We start from the raw sequence: 16,773 nt of genomic DNA, 5'->3' as shown, positions 1-16,773 counted from the left end.
ACCTTAGTCAAACGGATTATCTTGGTTCACAAATAATGAGAGCACATTTCATCCATAGAGACGGGACGCGTTTTGCATAGGCTACGTCAACAAAGTACGAAACGGTTGGCGAGATCCAGAATAAATGAAGGCTGTAGATACGCCATGAACGTGAGTAACAGTACCGCTGCCAATATCAGGGCGCACAGTATGGTTGGCCATGTCAGACGTATTTTCATATCAAGCCGCGACGGCCGTCGTGCGCGTGATGGGTTTCTCATTGATAGGCAGATTCACCAGCGCCGCAAATACTCCCAGTGCCAGAACGACCATCCAGACCACATCATAATTACCCATGCGGGTATAGATATAACCACCCAGCCAGACACCGAGGAAGCTGCCCACCTGATGCGAAAAGAACACGAATCCCGACAGCATCGATAGATATTTGAGACCAAAAATTCCAGCAATGACGCCATTAGTCAGCGGCACAGTTGACAGCCATAATACCCCCATCGCGGCAGCAAAAATATACACAGAATACGCGGATAACGGTGCCAGCAGAAACAGACCAATGACGACGCTCCGGCTGATATAAATTGACGACAACAGATAGCGCTTGGGAAACATGCCACCGAGTTTGCCTGCATAGTAAGAGCCGAAAATATTAAACAAGCCTATCAGCGCCAGAGCGATCACCGCCACATTCGGATCCATGATGCCTTTATCTTTCAAATACGCTGGCATATGTACACCGATAAATACCACCTGGAAGCCGCATACAAAATAGCCAGCGACTAACAGCAAAAAAGGCTTGTAAGCAAAGGCTTCGCGGATCGCTTCCATAATACTTTGCTGCGGACCGCTTGCATGCACCAGCGGCGGCTCGCGCAGCTTATAGGCCATTGGCAGCATAACTGCCAGCAGCATAGCGGCCAGGATATAAAATGCATTTTGCCAGCCCGTATGATTGATCAGTTGCTGTTCGACCGGCATCATCACAAACTGGCCGAAAGAGCTGGCTGCAGAGGACATGCCAAACGCCCATGAGCGCTTGGCCTCGGGAGCACTACGGCCGATGATGCCACTGACTGCGCCGAATGAGGTACATGCGAGTGCCGCACCAATCAGGATACCGGATCCCATGATAAATAAGCCCGGCTGATCAACCATCGCCATCCACAATAATCCCGCGACATATAAGAACGCGCCAACCACAATCACCCGTGCCGTACCAAACTTATCGATCACCATTCCGGCGAACGGACCAAAGACGCCCCACATCAGATTTTGCATCGCGTTGGCAAGCGAATAGGTTTCGCGTGTCCAGCCATGTGCCTGTGAGATTGGTTGCAGCCAGAAGCCAAAACCGTGTCGTACACCCATTGCCAGGGTCAGGATAAAACCGCTCGCCAGCAGCACGGTTTTCAGATCTGGGGCGCTCACAGGCGCAGTGGAATTGTGGGATGCGGAGGAGGTCATGAGAGATTTCGCAAAAAACGAGTAAGTAAAGCCGGAAATCGAGTGTAGCGCAAACCGCATTGTCATGTGGACTGCTGCTTTGACCATGACGCTTTGGTGCAGTACTTGTTGCCGCAAGCAGTCAGATATTTAACTGCGCTGAGGTGTTGGACATCATCAGCCTGATCTGTCCGAAAACGGCTAGATCGTCTAATGAGAATGCCGTATAAAGATGCTTATGGATACTTTCGCTTTTCCCTCACATTTTCAGGATGACGCTGAGCGTGATCATTATTACTATCGGGCGTTGTCTGCCAAAGATAGTCGTTTCGATGGCGTCTTTTTTACTGGTGTGAGTACGACTGGAATATATTGTCGCCCAATCTGTTCAGTCAGAACGCCGCGCCCATCATCGTGCAGCTTTTACAGTTCTGCAGCGGCAGCCGAAGCCGCGGGTTTTCGTCCCTGCCTGCGTTGTCGTCCTGAATTAGCGCCCTATGCACTTCAGCAAAATCTGGCATATGCCGTGTGGCAACGTATCGCTGCAGGAGCATTGAATGAAAGCGGAATTGAAGCGCTTGCGGAGCAGGTTGGCCTATCGTCGCGGCAGTTACGACGCGTATTGCAGCAACAGTTTGGGGTGACTCCGGTCGAATTAGCGCAGACACAGCGCCTGTTATTCGCCAAAAAACTATTGCAGGAAACCCATCTGCCGATGACGGACGTCGCGTATGCCGCAGGCTTCGGTAGTGTGCGTCGCTTCAACGCCTTATTTGCCGAGCGTTACAAAATGGCACCCGGATCAATACGCCGTACCGCTGCTGCCGAGAGCGACGGAATGGTATTGCGCCTTGCTTACCGGCCACCGTTTGCCTGGGACGCCTTGCTGGCGTATCTGCGCGGTCGGGCCATGCCGGGGCTAGAGGCTGTGATTGAGCAGGACGGTAAAGCCTCATATGTGCGCAGCGTCCAGCTCGAAGGTAAAACTGGCTGGTTACAAATCAGCCATCTGCCTGACAAACAGCAGATCGCTTTGCAAGTGGCACCTGGTCTGTCCTCCGTGTTGATGCCGTTGATCGCCAAGGTCAGACAATTATGCGATCTGGAGGCCAATCCTGTCGTGATTCAAGCGCATCTGGCGACTGATCCTTTATTGGCGGTACAACTAGCGAGGACGCCGGGTTTGCGAGTGCCTGGCGCTTTTAATGTATTTGAACTGGCTATTCGTGCGGTACTCGGGCAGCAAGTCAGCGTTGCCGGTGCCACGACTGTTTCGGGGCGTCTGGTGCAACGATTTGGCGAACCGGTCAGCACGCCGTTTGCTGCAGTAGGTTTTCATTTCCCCAGCCCGGAGCGGCTTGCCGGATTGCCCGTGGAAGACATCGCCGGAATTGGTGTGCCCGGAACCCGTGCCGCGACGATACAAAACGTCGCCCGTTTTGCACTCAGCGGAGGTTTGCAAAGGCAATCAGGACGAGGTTTTGACGATGTCGTCACCGAGCTAAAAACCATAGTCGGTATTGGTGAATGGACGGCGCAATACATCGCTTTACGTGCACTACGTTATCCCGATGCGTTTCCGGCAGGTGATCTGGCTTTACAAAAAGCAGCGGCGATTGCACCGGATACCCGTCTGACTGAAAAACAATTGTTGGCGCGTGCTGCCATATGGTCGCCCTGGCGCGCTTATGCAGCTTTACTGTTATGGCATTCGCTAAGTAAGGAATAAATAAGAAATAAGCGGGTTCGTTCATGCGCAGAATATGTTGAATTTAATAAATAAGGAAACGACGATGTTTTATATAAATTATCCAAGTCCGGTCGGCATGTTGTTAATTGCCGCCAGTCAGCAGGGATTAGCGGGCGTTTATTTTGAAGAACATAAACATTTCAAAGGATGCCAAGGCTGGCATGAGCAAGCTGATCATCCTGTCTTGCAGCGGGCACGACATCAACTGGCTGAGTACTTTGCCGGGCAACGCCAAGACTTTGATCTGCCGCTGGATTGCTCTGCTGGAACTGCATTTCAGCAAACGGTCTGGCAAGCCTTGCGCCGCATCCCTTACGGCACCACCGTTAGTTATGGCGAACTGGCGAAACAGATTCAGCATCCGGCGGCTGTACGCGCGGTGGGTGCTGCCAACGGGCGTAATCCTATTTCCATCATTATCCCCTGCCACCGTGTGATTGCAGGCAATGGCGCATTGACCGGTTATGCCGGAGGCGTGCAAAACAAACAGCGTTTGTTAGCGTTAGAAGAGGCATCTTTATTCGCCTGACAAAAAAACCAGTTTTTTTTAAAAAAACAGAAAAAATTTATTGCACCAAATCAGATAGAAAAAGCGCATGAATAGTGCTGGACAGACGATATCTGCACTGGCCTGGAGAAAAGTAATATCAAGCGAATATGCCCTCTCGCACTGCCTTGATGCAAGGCAACTATTATGGTTTTTGGGAATATCTCCTATTCGAATAATCAATTTTTAATGAGATGAATTGCTCTTTATAGTGAATCCACCTGCAGCGTTTTTAGGAACGAATCAAACATCTTGCAGCCACTATTGCGTCGCCATTTGCTTCACTCTCATCTCAAATTTTCGGAGGATGTATGTTCATCACTACTCGTCGTTTGTGCGCTATCTCTGCCTTGTTCATGTCTGTAGTTTCTGCGCAAGTTTTTGCCAGCGAGGCAAAAAATCCGTTTGAAACAAAGAGCTGCGATATTCCGGCTTACCCTGATAAATCGATCAGCCTGAGTGAAGAAGGCCTGGTGAAATTACAATTCATGACGAACGAAGAGGGTAAGGTGGTTGACGCAAAGGTGGTCAAATCCAGCGGCTATCGCAGCTTGGACAATGCCTCTCTGACTGCCTTGAAAGACTGTAATTTCAAGTCCCTCGCCAGCCATAGCAAGCCAAATAAATGGGACAATATTTCCTTCGCTTGGGTCATGCAATAATGTTCAACAATACAAAAAGGGAGTCAGTAACGACTCTTTTTTTTATGCACCGTCGGCATAAAAAATTTTTCTGACGCATCACATTCTCCGCACAGATTAATCAATAATTCTAGGTTACAAGAATATACAATCCCGATTCATCCCCCGGAAACAAATTGCGGTTAAGCTATATGAGACATATTTTTCGTCATTGATAGCCCGGGATATTTCATGAAGCATGGTTTTTCTTCTACTTCGTTATACTGCCTTCAGCGATTAATTATCGTTGGCCTTATTGGTGCATTCAGCGCCTGCAGTACGACGGCACCGGTGACTTCCGTCACCTCTATATCATCACAAACATCGACAGTATCTCAGCGCGCTCTTGTTTCGGAACAAGGCTTTAACTGGGTCGTATTGGGTGAACAAGGCCAGGCGATTGCCCGCAGTATTACCGGAGCAACTATGTGCCCAGTTCTGATACAAGACGGCGTTGCCCAGACTATGACCGTGCGTGCCGCTTCGGGCAGCGTCGCACAACGTAAGACGGCGAGTAGTACCGAGGACTCCAAAGCATCGGATTTTCCGGTGTTGACCTGTGAAGCGATTCTCAATCCAGCGACCAGAGTAGCTAGTATCAATGGCCAGACTTTGCCCTTACCGAAGCCGGTGCCGCAAAAAATTCTGGTGATCGGCGATACCGGTTGTCGCCTGAAAAAGGCCGATAATTATTTTCAGCCATGCAATGATGCGAGTAAATGGGCTTTTTATGATGTGATCAAAACGGCGGCAGAATTTAAACCCGATCTGGTGATTCACGTCGGTGATTACCACTATCGTGAGAACCGTTGCCCTGAAGGTAATGCTGAGTGCGCAGGCAGTCCATGGGGTTATGGCTGGGATACCTGGAAGGCGGATTTTTTTACGCCAGCAGCCCCTTTGCTCAAAGTCGCTCCCTGGGTTGTTGTTCGCGGCAACCATGAATCCTGTATTCGTGCAGGACAAGGCTGGTGGCGCATGATGGACCCACGTCCTTTACAGGCGGGGCGTGATTGCAATCTGGAGCAGGACGATATGGGTGGTGACTACAGTCCGCCTTATGCCGTGCCACTGGGTAAATTTGGAGAACAAAACGCGCAACTCATCGTGTTTGATTCTGCCAAAATTCCGGGTAAAGCAATCGCGAAAACCGATCCTGCCTATGCAATTTATATGCAACAATTTCAGGCGGTGGATCAGTTGTCCGAGCAGGCGGATTTTAATTTCTTTATCAATCATCATCCGATACTCGGGTTTGCATCGGACCGGAAAAAAGGGGAAGCCGTCGAATTTAAACCAGGCAACGCGGCTTTGCAAAGCCTGATGCAAAACTATCATCCGGTACGACTGTTCCCAAGCAAAGTACATGCAACCTTATCTGGCCATGTGCATTTGTTTGAGGCGATCAGTTTTACATCCGGTCATCCGACACAATTCGTCTCCGGTAACGGAGGATCCTCTTTGGATCAGGCGTTGCCAAATCAGATACCTGCTGGCACCACACCTTTTTCTGCTGCAGAGGTCGATCATTTCAGTAATTCGAATGAAGTCGGATTCATGACTATGGAGCGGATTGCTGAAGGCTGGAAAATGCAGTCCTGGGACAAGACGGGCAAACTCATGACGGCGTGCCTGATGTCAGATGGCAAAACAAAATGCAAACTCATGACGCAATAACCTAAGTAATAACTAAAGTAATAAGCTCAGTACAAGCTAGTCAAAAAATGGGCAATTAAAAAAAGCGGAGTCAAGTGCTCCGTTTTTTTGTTGTAGTGTCATTGAATTGTCATTTTTTGTTCATCATCACGTCATAGCGCTTTCCTACACTCGTGGAATTTTTACCCACCGAGAAATAATCAGGAAGGCAATATGATGGATCGCAAGCAGCAATTTACCCGTCGCGTCATGTCGGCACAAGTATTGATCGCCGTCAGCTTAATGACCGCGCAAACCTATTCCCAGGCGCAAAGCGTGGTAGTGGCACAAGATGCCGTAGTTGAATCCGGCTCCGCCCTGGATGCCAATGCGATCAAAGATAAAGTGGTGATCACTGGTTCTAGCGCTGCCAATCGTGCACCGGTTCAGGCATCATTAAAAGCGACGCAGCCGCAGTCCATCATCACCGCCACCTTTATTGAACAAGCGGTGACACCGCTCGCCGACTTCAATGCAGTTGCCCGTATCGCTCCTAGTGTTGGCGGCGGCGTTTCCGCAAATGGCCCTGGTCTGGCGGAAACTAAAGTTACTCTGCGTGGCTTTCAGGATGGCGAATACAATATGACGTATGACGGTATTCCTTTTGGCGATACCAACAATCCTACACATCACTCCACATCCTATTTCCCCGCACGGATTATTGGCGGCATGGTGATTGAGCGTGGTCCGGGTAACGCCAGCAACCTCGGGCAAGCGACTTTCGGCGGATCTATTAATCTGTTTTCTAAAGAATTATCGCCAGATTTCCATTTCACCCCATATGCAACGTTTGGTTCATGGAATACCAAGATGCTGGGTGCGCAGATTGATAGCGGCCAGCTCGCCAATTTTGGTGACATGAGCTTTATGTTCAATGCCTCGCGTTTAAGCACGGACGGCTATCTGTCATGCAGTGGCGTGACCGAAGACAATTATCAGTTCAAGGCACAACGCAATTTTGGTAGCGATACCGTCGTTACGGTATTTTCTACTTATAACAAAATTCATAGCTATGTGCCGGATAAAGGACCCTCGACCCTGAGTCAGGTTGCGCAATTTGGCAAAAACTACGCTTTGAACAATGATCCAACGAGTCAGAATTATTTTGGCTATAACTACAATAACAAGACGACGGATTTTGAATATATCCGCCTGCAAATAAAATTGGCAGGCTGGGGCATCGATAACGTGCTGTATACCTATGCCTACAATAACGATACCTACTCTGGGCAGGATGCCAGCGGTGCTACCGCTAACGGCACAAAAGCCGGACCGGCAGGCAATAAGAATGTCCCTGGTTATAACAAGCTGAATTCGTATCGTGTGAACGGTGATATTTTCAAGGCAACGAATAGACTCGACGCCGGCTTATTGCGTGCTGGTGTCTGGCTGGAAAGTTCAAACACCAACCGTCATACGTATGATCTTGACTGGACATTAGGCGTTCCTAATCCGAAGGAATCGACAGCACCAAAAACGATTTCCTACGACCAGCGTTCTTCATGGAAGCAGTACCAGCCTTTTATTGAATTTGAATGGGCAGTCGCGCCTCAATGGACGGTAACGCCTGGCGTGAAGTATGTAAATTTCCAGCGTTCTTTGGACGCCCCGGTTAATCAGACAACGCGCATTCCTACTCAGGCAGATCAGACCTACTCGACCACTCTCCCTTTTTTGACCGTGAATTACAGCGTCAATAAAGAATGGTCGGCATACGCGCAGGTTGCCAAAGGTTTTCTGGTGCCGGATTTGTCGATGTTCTATGTGAACAATCCTAACCTGAGTACACCTAAACCGCAGACGTCAACGAATTATCAGTTGGGTACCGTGCATCAGTCTAGCAATCTGACATTTGATGCGGATGTGTATTACATCGATTTCAATAACAAAATTGCTTCCACGGGTACCGGCAATGATCTGGTGTATTACAACCAGGGTGGTGTTGTTTATAAAGGTATGGAAGCGGCGGCGACTTACTATGTCGGCAGTGGTTTTTCTTTGCACGTGAATGGATCAATTAACAGCGCAAAAACCAAAGATACCAACCTGCAGGTCGCGAAAGCGCCAGAGTCGACCTCAGCATTTGGAGTCCTTTACAAAGCCAACGGTTTGTATGGATCACTGATCGCAAAAACAGTCGGATCCCAATACGGTAAAGACGGCGAACCGGCCGCATATAAAATTGCTGCTTACACGACTACCGACCTGACCGTTGGTTATCGCTGGAAAGAAATGGGAGCCTTGGTCAAAAACATCAAGACACAGATCGGTATCAATAATTTGCTGAATAAGCAGGACGTGACGTCGGTATCTGCCAATAGTAAGGGTGTCGCATTCGATCAATACAGCTTTCAGGCTGAGCGCAGCTGGGGTGTTTCGATCAGTGCAGATTTCTAATAGCTGATCCTCGCCTTAGTATTTATCTAAAACCTCTTCTCTGAAAAGAAGAGGTTTTTTGTTTTAGCCTTTCCCTGATGGTGACAATAATCAAAGAGCAAGAATGCGTTCGATAAACAACTAAATGTAGCTACACTATTTGCTCATATTCATTTCTCGCTTTAGTATGAATTTAACGAGTCGGGTAAGTAGAAAAGAACAAAAAATATCAAGTCCCCGTTCGTAGTAATGCACAATAAAATAGATAAACGGAGACTGGGCGATGAGACATTCTGTTGAGACGAGCTTGTGTATTTTCTGTGCGTTTGCAATGCTTGCAGCATGTCAAAAAAAATCTGCAACAGAATCGGCGTCCAGCACGGCGTCCGTCTCTGCTCAGGCACCATCTGCACCGACCGGACTGGTAAAAAATGCGATCCGCCATACCGAGGAAACGGCCGATGTGACTAAATGGATGGAAATGGCATCGACTAAAACACCGGCCCAGTTGGCGGAAGAGGCAAAGCAGAAGCAGATCTTGGCAGAACGAGAGCTTAAGTCGACACCGGCACCGATACCAGTTCCTGTACATGAGCTGCCAAAATCACCGGCAGTTGCTACACAGCCTCCCGCTGTCCTTGTCAGAACGAATGAGTCCACCCCAGCCGTGGTAGCCAATGCACAGAAAACATCGCAAGCGACCTCTGCGCAACCGGCGGTAACGCTGACTTCAGGCGCTACGGTCGCAGTACCGGCAACGACTCCGGCAACTACGCCTGCAACTACATCAGTTCAACTTGTACCGGATCAGCTTGCGCCGAGACTGATTTCGAGTGTGCCGCCCGCATTTCCCTCTGCAGCTGTACTTGCCGGAATAACCGAGGGCAGTGTAAGTGCGCGCCTCAGCATTGGCGTCGACGGTAAAGTGACTCAGGTCGAGATCCTTAAAGCCAGGCCAGTCAAGGTGTTCGACAAGGAGGTGATGACAGCCGCAGCGCAGTGGCGATACGCACCGCTACCAGCGCCGCAAACCAAAGTGGTTGATTTTAATTTTCAAAATGCATTGAAGTTGATGTCCAGCGTACAGCCAGTATTTCCGCAAACTGCAATCCAGGCAGGAGTCACTGAGGGAGTCGTCAGCGCCCGTATCAGCATCGGCACAGACGGCAAAGTCAACCAGGTCGATATCATCAAATCGAAGCCTCTAAAGTACTTCGACAAAGAAGTCATTGCTGCCGCATCACAATGGCGTTACGCCCCTATCTCCAGTCCGCAAACAACGATCGTCGAATTTGCGCTGAAACAAAGTAATTGAGCTGGAATCAGGGTATTGATTAATCTGTGGATCAGCTTTAAGGGGCAGGCAAAGAGAGGGCGAAGAGTTGGTAAAGCGGTTTGCACATCTGTGATTAAGTTGGAGCAGGCCAGTGAAATTAAGCGACTTATGGAGATGCTGCTTAGTCGTGGATAGAGCGATTAAATCTGAAAATAATTAACTAACCACTCTAAACCAAACCTGAGCAGCAAACTAGGAAAGACAACAAAAGTCACAATTCTGTTGCGAAATAGCTAGGAAATTTTTGGTTAACTTGATTAATACCTCTAATCGTCTAATCTAGGCTGGAAATGATAACAAATGTCAACTTTACTAGATTATAAAATTGCCTTATGGCAATCTTCGGCTTCGCCCGAAGTGTGCCAATGCCGTTAGCACATTTCTGCTTTTCACCTCATTTCTGCGCATCTTCCGCCAGCAAATGATTGTTGTAGTTCAAGGAAGAAATTCGCGTGAACGAAAAAACTCAAGGAGAGAAAATGAAATTAACACCTTATCTGGCTTTGCTGGCATTGCCTCTGGCAATCTCAAGTGCTTACGCCGACTCGACTGACGGCCCTACTGTCACTATCAGCGGTTTTGGTACGGCTGCACTGACGCGATCGAATACCGATGATGCAGAATTTGCGCGTGTGGGGCAATTGGCCGGCGTCAAATCAAGTGCAAAAATGGGCGTCGATTCTAACTTTGGCATTCAGGCGACAGCCAAGATGAATGACTGGTTATCGTTGACCGGACAAGGCTTGGTCAGCAAGCATGTCACCGATGAGTTCGGTGCAGAACTGGCCTGGGCATTCGCCAAATTTAAGGCAACTGATAATCTGAGTATCCGTGTGGGACGCATGGGTTTGCCCGTCTATATGATTTCTGATTACCTCAATGTCGGCTATTCAAATACGTATTTGCGTCCGCCGGTTGAAATGTATAGTCAGGTCAATTTGCAAAATGTGGATGGTATCGACGCGATTTACCAAACCTCATTTGGTGACAGCACATTGACTAGTCAAGTCGCAATCGGTAAGTCCGAAACCAAAGGTAACGGTAATTCTTACACAGCTAAATTCACTAGTATTGCCGGAGTTAACCTGGTTCTGGAAAACGGTCCGTTCACAGTACGTTTTGGTCATATCGCCACCAAGTTTGATGTCGATGATTCCGTATCCCTCAATGCCGTTGTTGGTGGCCTGACAAAATATGGTTTTGTGTCGGCAGCTAATAGCCTGAAAATTCACGATAACAAGGCGAGTTTTACTTCGCTTGGCTTAGGGGTTGATTGGAAAAACATGATTGTCCAGTCAGAATACGGTGTTCGCAAATCTGAAAGCCTGTCACTGCCAGATACGACTTCCTGGTACACCATGTTCGGCTATCGTATGGGCAAATTTACTCCCTATTATCACCATGCCTCTGTGAAGCAGGATAGCCCAAGAACCGTCGCTGGTTTGCCGACGACAGGTCCTCTTGCTGGCCTGACAGCCGGTGCGAATACGTTTGCCTCCCTTGCGCCGATTCAAACCAGTAATAGTGTTGGCCTGCGCTGGGATTTCAGTAAATCTGCGGATCTGAAATTGCAATTAGATCGCTTTTCTCCGGATAGCGGGTCTGGGACTTTCCTCAATCCTAAGCCAGGCTTCACTGGTCCTGTGACCGTGTTCGCGGCTGCTATTGATTTTGTATTTTAAGGAGAGAGCCGATATGAAAACAATTCAAACAATACTGTTGGCCATGACTCTGACTGCTGCGACAGCAACAGCGATCGCTGCTGAAGTCGTCGTCGTCGTCAATCCAAAAAATGCAGCGCCGCAAATGAGTTCAGAGCAGGCAGCGCAATACTTTTTGGGTAAGTCCACGGCACTGACTCCGGTCGACCAGCCCGAGAGTTCATCGATACGCGGTGAGTTCTATAAAAAGCTTGCTGATAAAGAGGCGTCGCAGGTAAAGGCGATCTGGTCGAAACTGGTGTTTACCGGTAAAGGGACCTTACCCAAAGAGTACGGGTCGAGTGCTGACGTGAAGAAGGCGATTGCAGCAGATCCTAACCTGATCGGTTATATTGAAAAATCAGCCGTAGATTCTTCCGTTAAAGTGGTAGCAACTTTGCCATAATGGAAAAATAATGCGTGACCGGTGTAAGTCGTATTGCCCGTTTCGGAATACGACTTTGCTGTCTCTCGGGTTAATCCTGAATGAGCGATTAACATAAGCGACAGACAAATCCATCACATAGCCTTGTGGTGGATTTGATTATTCTCTGATGATCTGTCCAGATGCAATCAATGTAAGTTTAATCAATATGAATTTCATCAGCACTTTTTAATAATAAACATTACATACAGACACAATTAAAGGCGCACGATATGAGTATCAAACGCAGAATTTGGGCATTGCCAATCATCGCAACGGTTATCTTTGGCGTAGGACTTGCAGTCAGCGTATATTTTTCTACGACAGCGATTTCTTCAATTAAGACAACTGAAAATGTGGACTATCCGGTACTAGATAGGGCGAAGATTCTTTCTGCAGATGTGCGCGGCCTGACCGATGCACTCAAAGATGCTGTATCCGAAGGCGATAAAAAACGTATCGACGTGGTTGCCGAGAGCGCCAAAAAAGTCAAAGAAAAACTGCAAAAGCTCGGCGAAGTTCCGGGACAAAAGGCATTGGCAGATAAGTTGACTGCTGAATTCGATGCCTACTACGTACCTGCTATCAAAGTTGCCAAGATCATGATGGAGATTGAGCAAGGCGATCCTCAGTCTGAAATCGGCAAAATGCAAAGCGCTTTAAAAGTATTGGAAGCCGATCTGGCAAAAACAGTAGAGAGCGCACAAAAACAATTTGCATCAGGGGTTGAAAAAAGCGGTGACAACGTGCGCAACGTGCTTTATACCAGCATCTTAGTTGCCCTGATCGTGACGGTATCTCTCGGTATTGTTTCGTTCTTCGTCGTGCGTACGATCTGGCAGCAATTGGGTGGCGAACCAGAATATGCGCGTGAGATTGCAGCAGCAGTTGCTGCGGGTGATCTGAGCATGAATATTGAGATGGATGCGGGCGATACAAGCAGTTTGCTGGCGGCGCTCAAAGAAATGCAGGAACGTTTGCAACACATGGTTGCGGATATCAAAACCTCGGCAGAAACCATCAAAGTCGCCAGCGCAGAAATCGCATCCGGCAACGCCGACTTGTCCAGCCGCACAGAATCACAAGCGAGCAGCCTGGAAGAGACCTCAAGCTCGATGGAAACACTGACCGATACCGTTAAGCAAAACGCTGACAATGCGCGTCAGGCGAATCAGCTGGTTGAGAGCGCATCAGATGTCGCGGTAAAAGGCGGTCAGGTCGTGAGTCAGGTTGTCACGACGATGGCAGAGATTAATCATTCATCGAAAAAAATCGTCGACATTATCGGTGTGATTGACGGCATCGCTTTTCAGACCAATATTCTTGCGTTGAACGCCGCGGTGGAAGCGGCTCGTGCTGGTGAACAGGGTCGTGGTTTTGCGGTTGTGGCTGCTGAGGTGCGGAATCTGGCGCAACGCAGTGCAGCGGCGGCCAAAGAGATTAAAACTCTGATCGGCGATTCTGTGGATAAGGTCACTGTCGGATCAAATCTGGTTGATCAGGCGGGCCACACCATGGATGAGATAGTCGCATCGGTCAAGCGTGTCAGTGACATCATGGCTGAAATTACCTCTGCGAGCCAGGAGCAAAGTGCAGGCATCCAGGAGGTTAGCATTGCTATTGGTCAGATGGATGAGATGACGCAACAGAATTCCGCACTGGTAGAAGAAGCTGCTGCTGCAGCCGAATCCCTGGAGGAGCAGGCCGATCATCTGACCAGCGCACTCGATGTGTTCAAGCTGTCGTCAGCATCGCCGACGCGTGCTGCGACCACTCATCCAGCCAGCCCTGCCGCCAGAGCTCAGGGGTATCAGCCACGAGCGATAGGAATGGATTAAATAAATTGAATTGAATTGAATTCAATGAAGAGCTGCATAGTAAAGTGACTAGTAAAATAAATGGCAAAATAGCCACATAGTCACGCTCTCTCAAAACCCGCCAGATAGCGCTAAGGCGGGTTTTTTTACGCCTATGCCTTGTGTAAAAATAATCTTATTCCGCAGTGCAAAACGTATATTTTTCCCGTAATCACGCGTATATTCGTTAACCAGCACTTTTGTTTTTGGCATCTTGTTTGGCAATTCCCCATCGTTCGTACCTCATTGGAAGGGCTTACCATGAAATTGTTTTATGACTTGAGGATTTCTGCAAAACTGTTTGTGGGCTTTATCATCTTGCTGTTGCTCACCAGCTTTCTCGGTATATTCTCCATCTATCAATTAGCGCAGGTCAATCAGACCACGACCGATCTTGGCACCAACTGGATGCCTAGCGTCGATGCCGCAATGGGCATTAAAGAGCGTGTATCGCGTATCCGTTCGCAAGAAGCGCAAGTCGCTTCTGCCGAGAGTCCCGAAGAGGCAGACAAATATGCCGGACGAGTCAAAGAGGCGGTCATCGGACTCAAAGAAAACGAAAAAAAATATCAAGCATTAATCAGCTCGTCGCAAGAAAAAGCCGAGTTTGATGAGTACCTGAAATTGATGAGCAGTTATCTCGTACTCTCCGACAAAATGGCGACTCTGGCGCATGACGGTAACACCAAGGATGCGACCGCTATCTTACGTAATGAGTCGTCCAAGCTGAATACGCAAATCCGTACGATGGTCGATAAGCTGGTAAAAATTAATAGCGAAGGCGGAGCGGCGTCATATCAGCACGGTACGGAAGTGTATAAGAGTTCGCGCTTGTGGATTATCGGCGTATTGACGGCAAGTATTGTGCTGGGTCTCACACTTGCATACTGGATTGCTGACGTTGTGTCCAGCCCATTGCAGCATGCGGTCAAGGTCGCGCAAACGGTAGCGTCCGGAGATCTGACCAGTCACATCGACGTGACCAGCAAAGACGAGACCGGCATGTTGCTACAGGCGCTCAAAGAAATGAACGCCAGTTTGCTGAAAGTCGTCAGCGAAGTCCGCAGCGGTACCGATCAGATCGCCTCGGCATCGATGCAGATTGCGGAGGGGAATATGGACCTGTCCAACCGCACCGAAACCCAGGCCAGTTCATTGGAAGAAACGGCATCCTCCATGGAAGAAATCACCTCGACCGTCCGACACAATAGCGATAATGCGCGGCAAGCGAATCAGTTGTCGCTCTCTGCGACACAGGTCGCCATGAAAGGTGGTGACGTGGTCTCGCAAGTGGTCGATACCATGGGCTCGATCAATGCCTCATCGAAAAAAATCGTCGACATCATCGGCGTCATCGATGGCATTGCGTTTCAGACGAATATTCTGGCATTGAATGCCGCTGTTGAGGCCGCTCGTGCCGGTGAGCAGGGACGGGGATTCGCAGTGGTGGCGTCCGAAGTGCGCAATCTCGCTCAACGTTCTGCGAGTGCGGCAAAAGAGATCAAAGAGCTGATCAATGATTCGGTCGACAAAGTGGATCAGGGATCGCGGCTGGTGGATCAGGCCGGTAGTACGATGCACGAGGTCGTCGAAAGTGTTAAACGGGTAAGCGACATCATTAGCGAAATCACGGCGGCCGGTGCCGAGCAAAGCTCAGGGATTGATCAGATCAATACTGCCATTGCCCAGATGGATCAGGTGACACAACAGAATGCCGCTCTGGTTGAAGAGGCCGCGGCAGCGGCAAAAGCCTTGCAGGATCAGGCTGCGAACCTCAGTGAGGTCGTCAGTGTATTTAAACTCGATCAGGCCAGCGTCAATTCTGCTGCTTCTCGTAAGTCCACAGTCACCGCAGAACGCGCTGCTCCTGTCGCAGGCAAGCCCAAACCCGCTGCCCGCGCCTTACCGAAACCAGCCGTCGCTACTCAGCGACACAGCAGCACCGGTGCGGCTAAACCCAAAGTCGCCGCGGCGGCAACAGATGATTGGGAAGAGTTCTGAGTTGGCAAATCTGGCAGGCGACCAAGTGGTGTTGAATAGCACCTTGGCCGCTTATCCAGATGGTTCGGGTCTTCAAGGATTGGCTACATTCGCACTTCAAGCGCTTGAAGCGCTCTATCCCAGCTGGATATAGAGATGCCCAGCACAGGCAAAAAAATAGCAGGGTAAAATATACTCCCCCTGCTATATATCAAAATATGCCTCAATCCGCATATCTTATCTAGTGCATTAAATAATACTGCTACCCAGTATGTCAATAATCGCAGTATTGACCGATGTTCTATCCTGCCAGTTCAGTTTGCTTGACAATGATCTTCGAGACCAGACCATAGTCTTGCGCTTCGCTGGCGGTCATCCAGTAATCGCGGTCGATATCGGCGGTTACTTTTTCCAGTGTCTGACCAGATTCGCGGGCGATTAAGCCGGCGATGCGCTCACGGACTTTGACGATCTCACGTGCCTGAATGGCGATATCACTTGCTTGTCCGCCCGCGCCGCCGCTAGGCTGATGAATCAGGAAGCGGGTATTGGTCAGGCAATAGCGGCGTTCTTTTGGTACTGATAAAAAGACATTGACCGCAGCGCTGCCGACCCAGCCTGTACCGACCATATTCACCGGCGCGTCGATGAAGCGCACCATGTCGTGGATCACATCGCCAGATTCCACATGACCGCCCGGTGATGAGACCAGCATGGTGATCGGATCCTTGGATTCGGCAGCTAGCGCGATCAGGCGTTTGCTGACTTCGGAGGCGAGTTTGTCGTTGATCGTTCCAAATACCAGTACGGTACGTGATTTAAACGCTTTTTCTTCGAGAAAAGGGCTGCGTGCTGCGTCGTTGTTGTCTTTATCGTCTGCCATGAGTATGCCCTTGTGCTTTAGTTGTGAAGTTAATGCGAAATTCCGGGAAAGAACCTGAAATTTAGCGTAGGTAAGTTAGCCTAAGTAATTTGTCCAAATAGATGGC

12 protein-coding genes are annotated in these 16,773 nt (G+C 49.2%); 10 read left to right on the top strand and 2 right to left on the bottom strand.

Going from position 1 to position 16,773, the window contains the following annotated elements:
* Positions 1-219: 219 nt before the first annotated feature.
* The gene (locus tag ACO0K3_RS11060) at positions 220-1,461 is read right to left on the bottom strand and encodes an MFS transporter (RefSeq protein WP_422984847.1); all 1,242 of its coding nucleotides are present in this window, start codon (positions 1,459-1,461) and stop codon (positions 220-222) included.
* Positions 1,462-1,678: 217 nt separating this feature from the next.
* Here ACO0K3_RS11060 and ACO0K3_RS11055 point away from each other — a divergent pair, with 217 nt between their 5' ends.
* The 10 genes from ACO0K3_RS11055 (at position 1,679) to ACO0K3_RS11010 (ending at position 15,805) form a co-directional block, all read left to right on the top strand.
* On the top strand, positions 1,679-3,169 hold the full coding sequence (locus ACO0K3_RS11055) for an AlkA N-terminal domain-containing protein (protein ID WP_422984535.1): 1,491 nt from the start codon (positions 1,679-1,681) through the stop codon (positions 3,167-3,169).
* Between the two features lie 64 nt (positions 3,170-3,233).
* Entirely contained in the window at positions 3,234-3,719 is a 486-nt protein-coding gene (locus ACO0K3_RS11050; RefSeq protein ID WP_422984533.1) for a methylated-DNA--[protein]-cysteine S-methyltransferase, read from the top strand.
* A 329-nt stretch (positions 3,720-4,048) separates the two neighbouring features.
* A complete protein-coding gene (locus ACO0K3_RS11045) occupies positions 4,049-4,399 on the top strand; it encodes an energy transducer TonB (protein ID WP_422984531.1) in 351 nt (116 codons plus the stop codon).
* 210 nt (positions 4,400-4,609) lie between these two features.
* On the top strand, positions 4,610-6,094 hold the full coding sequence (locus ACO0K3_RS11040) for a metallophosphoesterase family protein (RefSeq protein ID WP_422984529.1): 1,485 nt from the start codon (positions 4,610-4,612) through the stop codon (positions 6,092-6,094).
* 192 nt (positions 6,095-6,286) lie between these two features.
* Positions 6,287-8,509, top strand: coding sequence for a TonB-dependent receptor (locus ACO0K3_RS11035; RefSeq protein ID WP_422984527.1), 2,223 nt, complete (start codon positions 6,287-6,289; stop codon positions 8,507-8,509).
* Positions 8,510-8,771: 262 nt separating this feature from the next.
* Entirely contained in the window at positions 8,772-9,803 is a 1,032-nt protein-coding gene (locus ACO0K3_RS11030; RefSeq protein ID WP_422984525.1) for a TonB family protein, read from the top strand.
* A gap of 500 nt (positions 9,804-10,303) precedes the next feature.
* Positions 10,304-11,506: a hypothetical protein gene (locus ACO0K3_RS11025; RefSeq protein WP_422984523.1), complete on the top strand. Its 1,203-nt coding sequence runs from the start codon at positions 10,304-10,306 to the stop codon at positions 11,504-11,506.
* Between the two features lie 43 nt (positions 11,507-11,549).
* Positions 11,550-11,930: a hypothetical protein gene (locus ACO0K3_RS11020; RefSeq protein ID WP_422984845.1), complete on the top strand. Its 381-nt coding sequence runs from the start codon at positions 11,550-11,552 to the stop codon at positions 11,928-11,930.
* Positions 11,931-12,181: 251 nt separating this feature from the next.
* Positions 12,182-13,786, top strand: a complete 1,605-nt coding sequence (locus tag ACO0K3_RS11015; protein WP_422984521.1) for a methyl-accepting chemotaxis protein — start codon at positions 12,182-12,184, stop codon at positions 13,784-13,786.
* Positions 13,787-14,065: 279 nt separating this feature from the next.
* Complete coding sequence (locus ACO0K3_RS11010; protein WP_422984519.1) at positions 14,066-15,805, top strand: methyl-accepting chemotaxis protein; 1,740 nt, start codon at positions 14,066-14,068, stop codon at positions 15,803-15,805.
* A gap of 280 nt (positions 15,806-16,085) precedes the next feature.
* Here the strand turns inward: ACO0K3_RS11010 and ACO0K3_RS11005 are convergent, their stop codons facing one another.
* On the bottom strand, positions 16,086-16,667 hold the full coding sequence (locus ACO0K3_RS11005; protein WP_422984517.1) for an ATP-dependent Clp protease proteolytic subunit: 582 nt from the start codon (positions 16,665-16,667) through the stop codon (positions 16,086-16,088).
* Positions 16,668-16,773 lie beyond the last annotated feature (106 nt).

This window comes from Undibacterium sp. Rencai35W, from assembly GCF_049340185.1.
Lineage (GTDB): Bacteria > Pseudomonadota > Gammaproteobacteria > Burkholderiales > Burkholderiaceae_D > Undibacterium.
The sequence above is the reverse complement of the archived record's forward strand: the minus strand, read 5'-3'. Positions and strand labels throughout refer to the sequence as shown.

Bases quoted from the DNA above. Each gene is read 5' to 3' on its own strand.
- ACO0K3_RS11060 (WP_422984847.1), bottom strand. From the start codon at position 1,461: ATGACCTCCTCCGCATCCCACAATTCCACTGCGCCTGTGAGCGCCCCA.
- ACO0K3_RS11055 (WP_422984535.1), top strand. From the start codon at position 1,679: ATGGATACTTTCGCTTTTCCCTCACATTTTCAGGATGACGCTGAGCGT.
- ACO0K3_RS11050 (WP_422984533.1), top strand. From the start codon at position 3,234: ATGTTTTATATAAATTATCCAAGTCCGGTCGGCATGTTGTTAATTGCC.
- ACO0K3_RS11045 (WP_422984531.1), top strand. From the start codon at position 4,049: ATGTTCATCACTACTCGTCGTTTGTGCGCTATCTCTGCCTTGTTCATG.
- ACO0K3_RS11040 (WP_422984529.1), top strand. From the start codon at position 4,610: ATGAAGCATGGTTTTTCTTCTACTTCGTTATACTGCCTTCAGCGATTA.
- ACO0K3_RS11035 (WP_422984527.1), top strand. From the start codon at position 6,287: ATGATGGATCGCAAGCAGCAATTTACCCGTCGCGTCATGTCGGCACAA.
- ACO0K3_RS11030 (WP_422984525.1), top strand. From the start codon at position 8,772: ATGAGACATTCTGTTGAGACGAGCTTGTGTATTTTCTGTGCGTTTGCA.
- ACO0K3_RS11025 (WP_422984523.1), top strand. From the start codon at position 10,304: ATGAAATTAACACCTTATCTGGCTTTGCTGGCATTGCCTCTGGCAATC.
- ACO0K3_RS11020 (WP_422984845.1), top strand. From the start codon at position 11,550: ATGACTCTGACTGCTGCGACAGCAACAGCGATCGCTGCTGAAGTCGTC.
- ACO0K3_RS11015 (WP_422984521.1), top strand. From the start codon at position 12,182: ATGAGTATCAAACGCAGAATTTGGGCATTGCCAATCATCGCAACGGTT.
- ACO0K3_RS11010 (WP_422984519.1), top strand. From the start codon at position 14,066: ATGAAATTGTTTTATGACTTGAGGATTTCTGCAAAACTGTTTGTGGGC.
- ACO0K3_RS11005 (WP_422984517.1), bottom strand. From the start codon at position 16,667: ATGGCAGACGATAAAGACAACAACGACGCAGCACGCAGCCCTTTTCTC.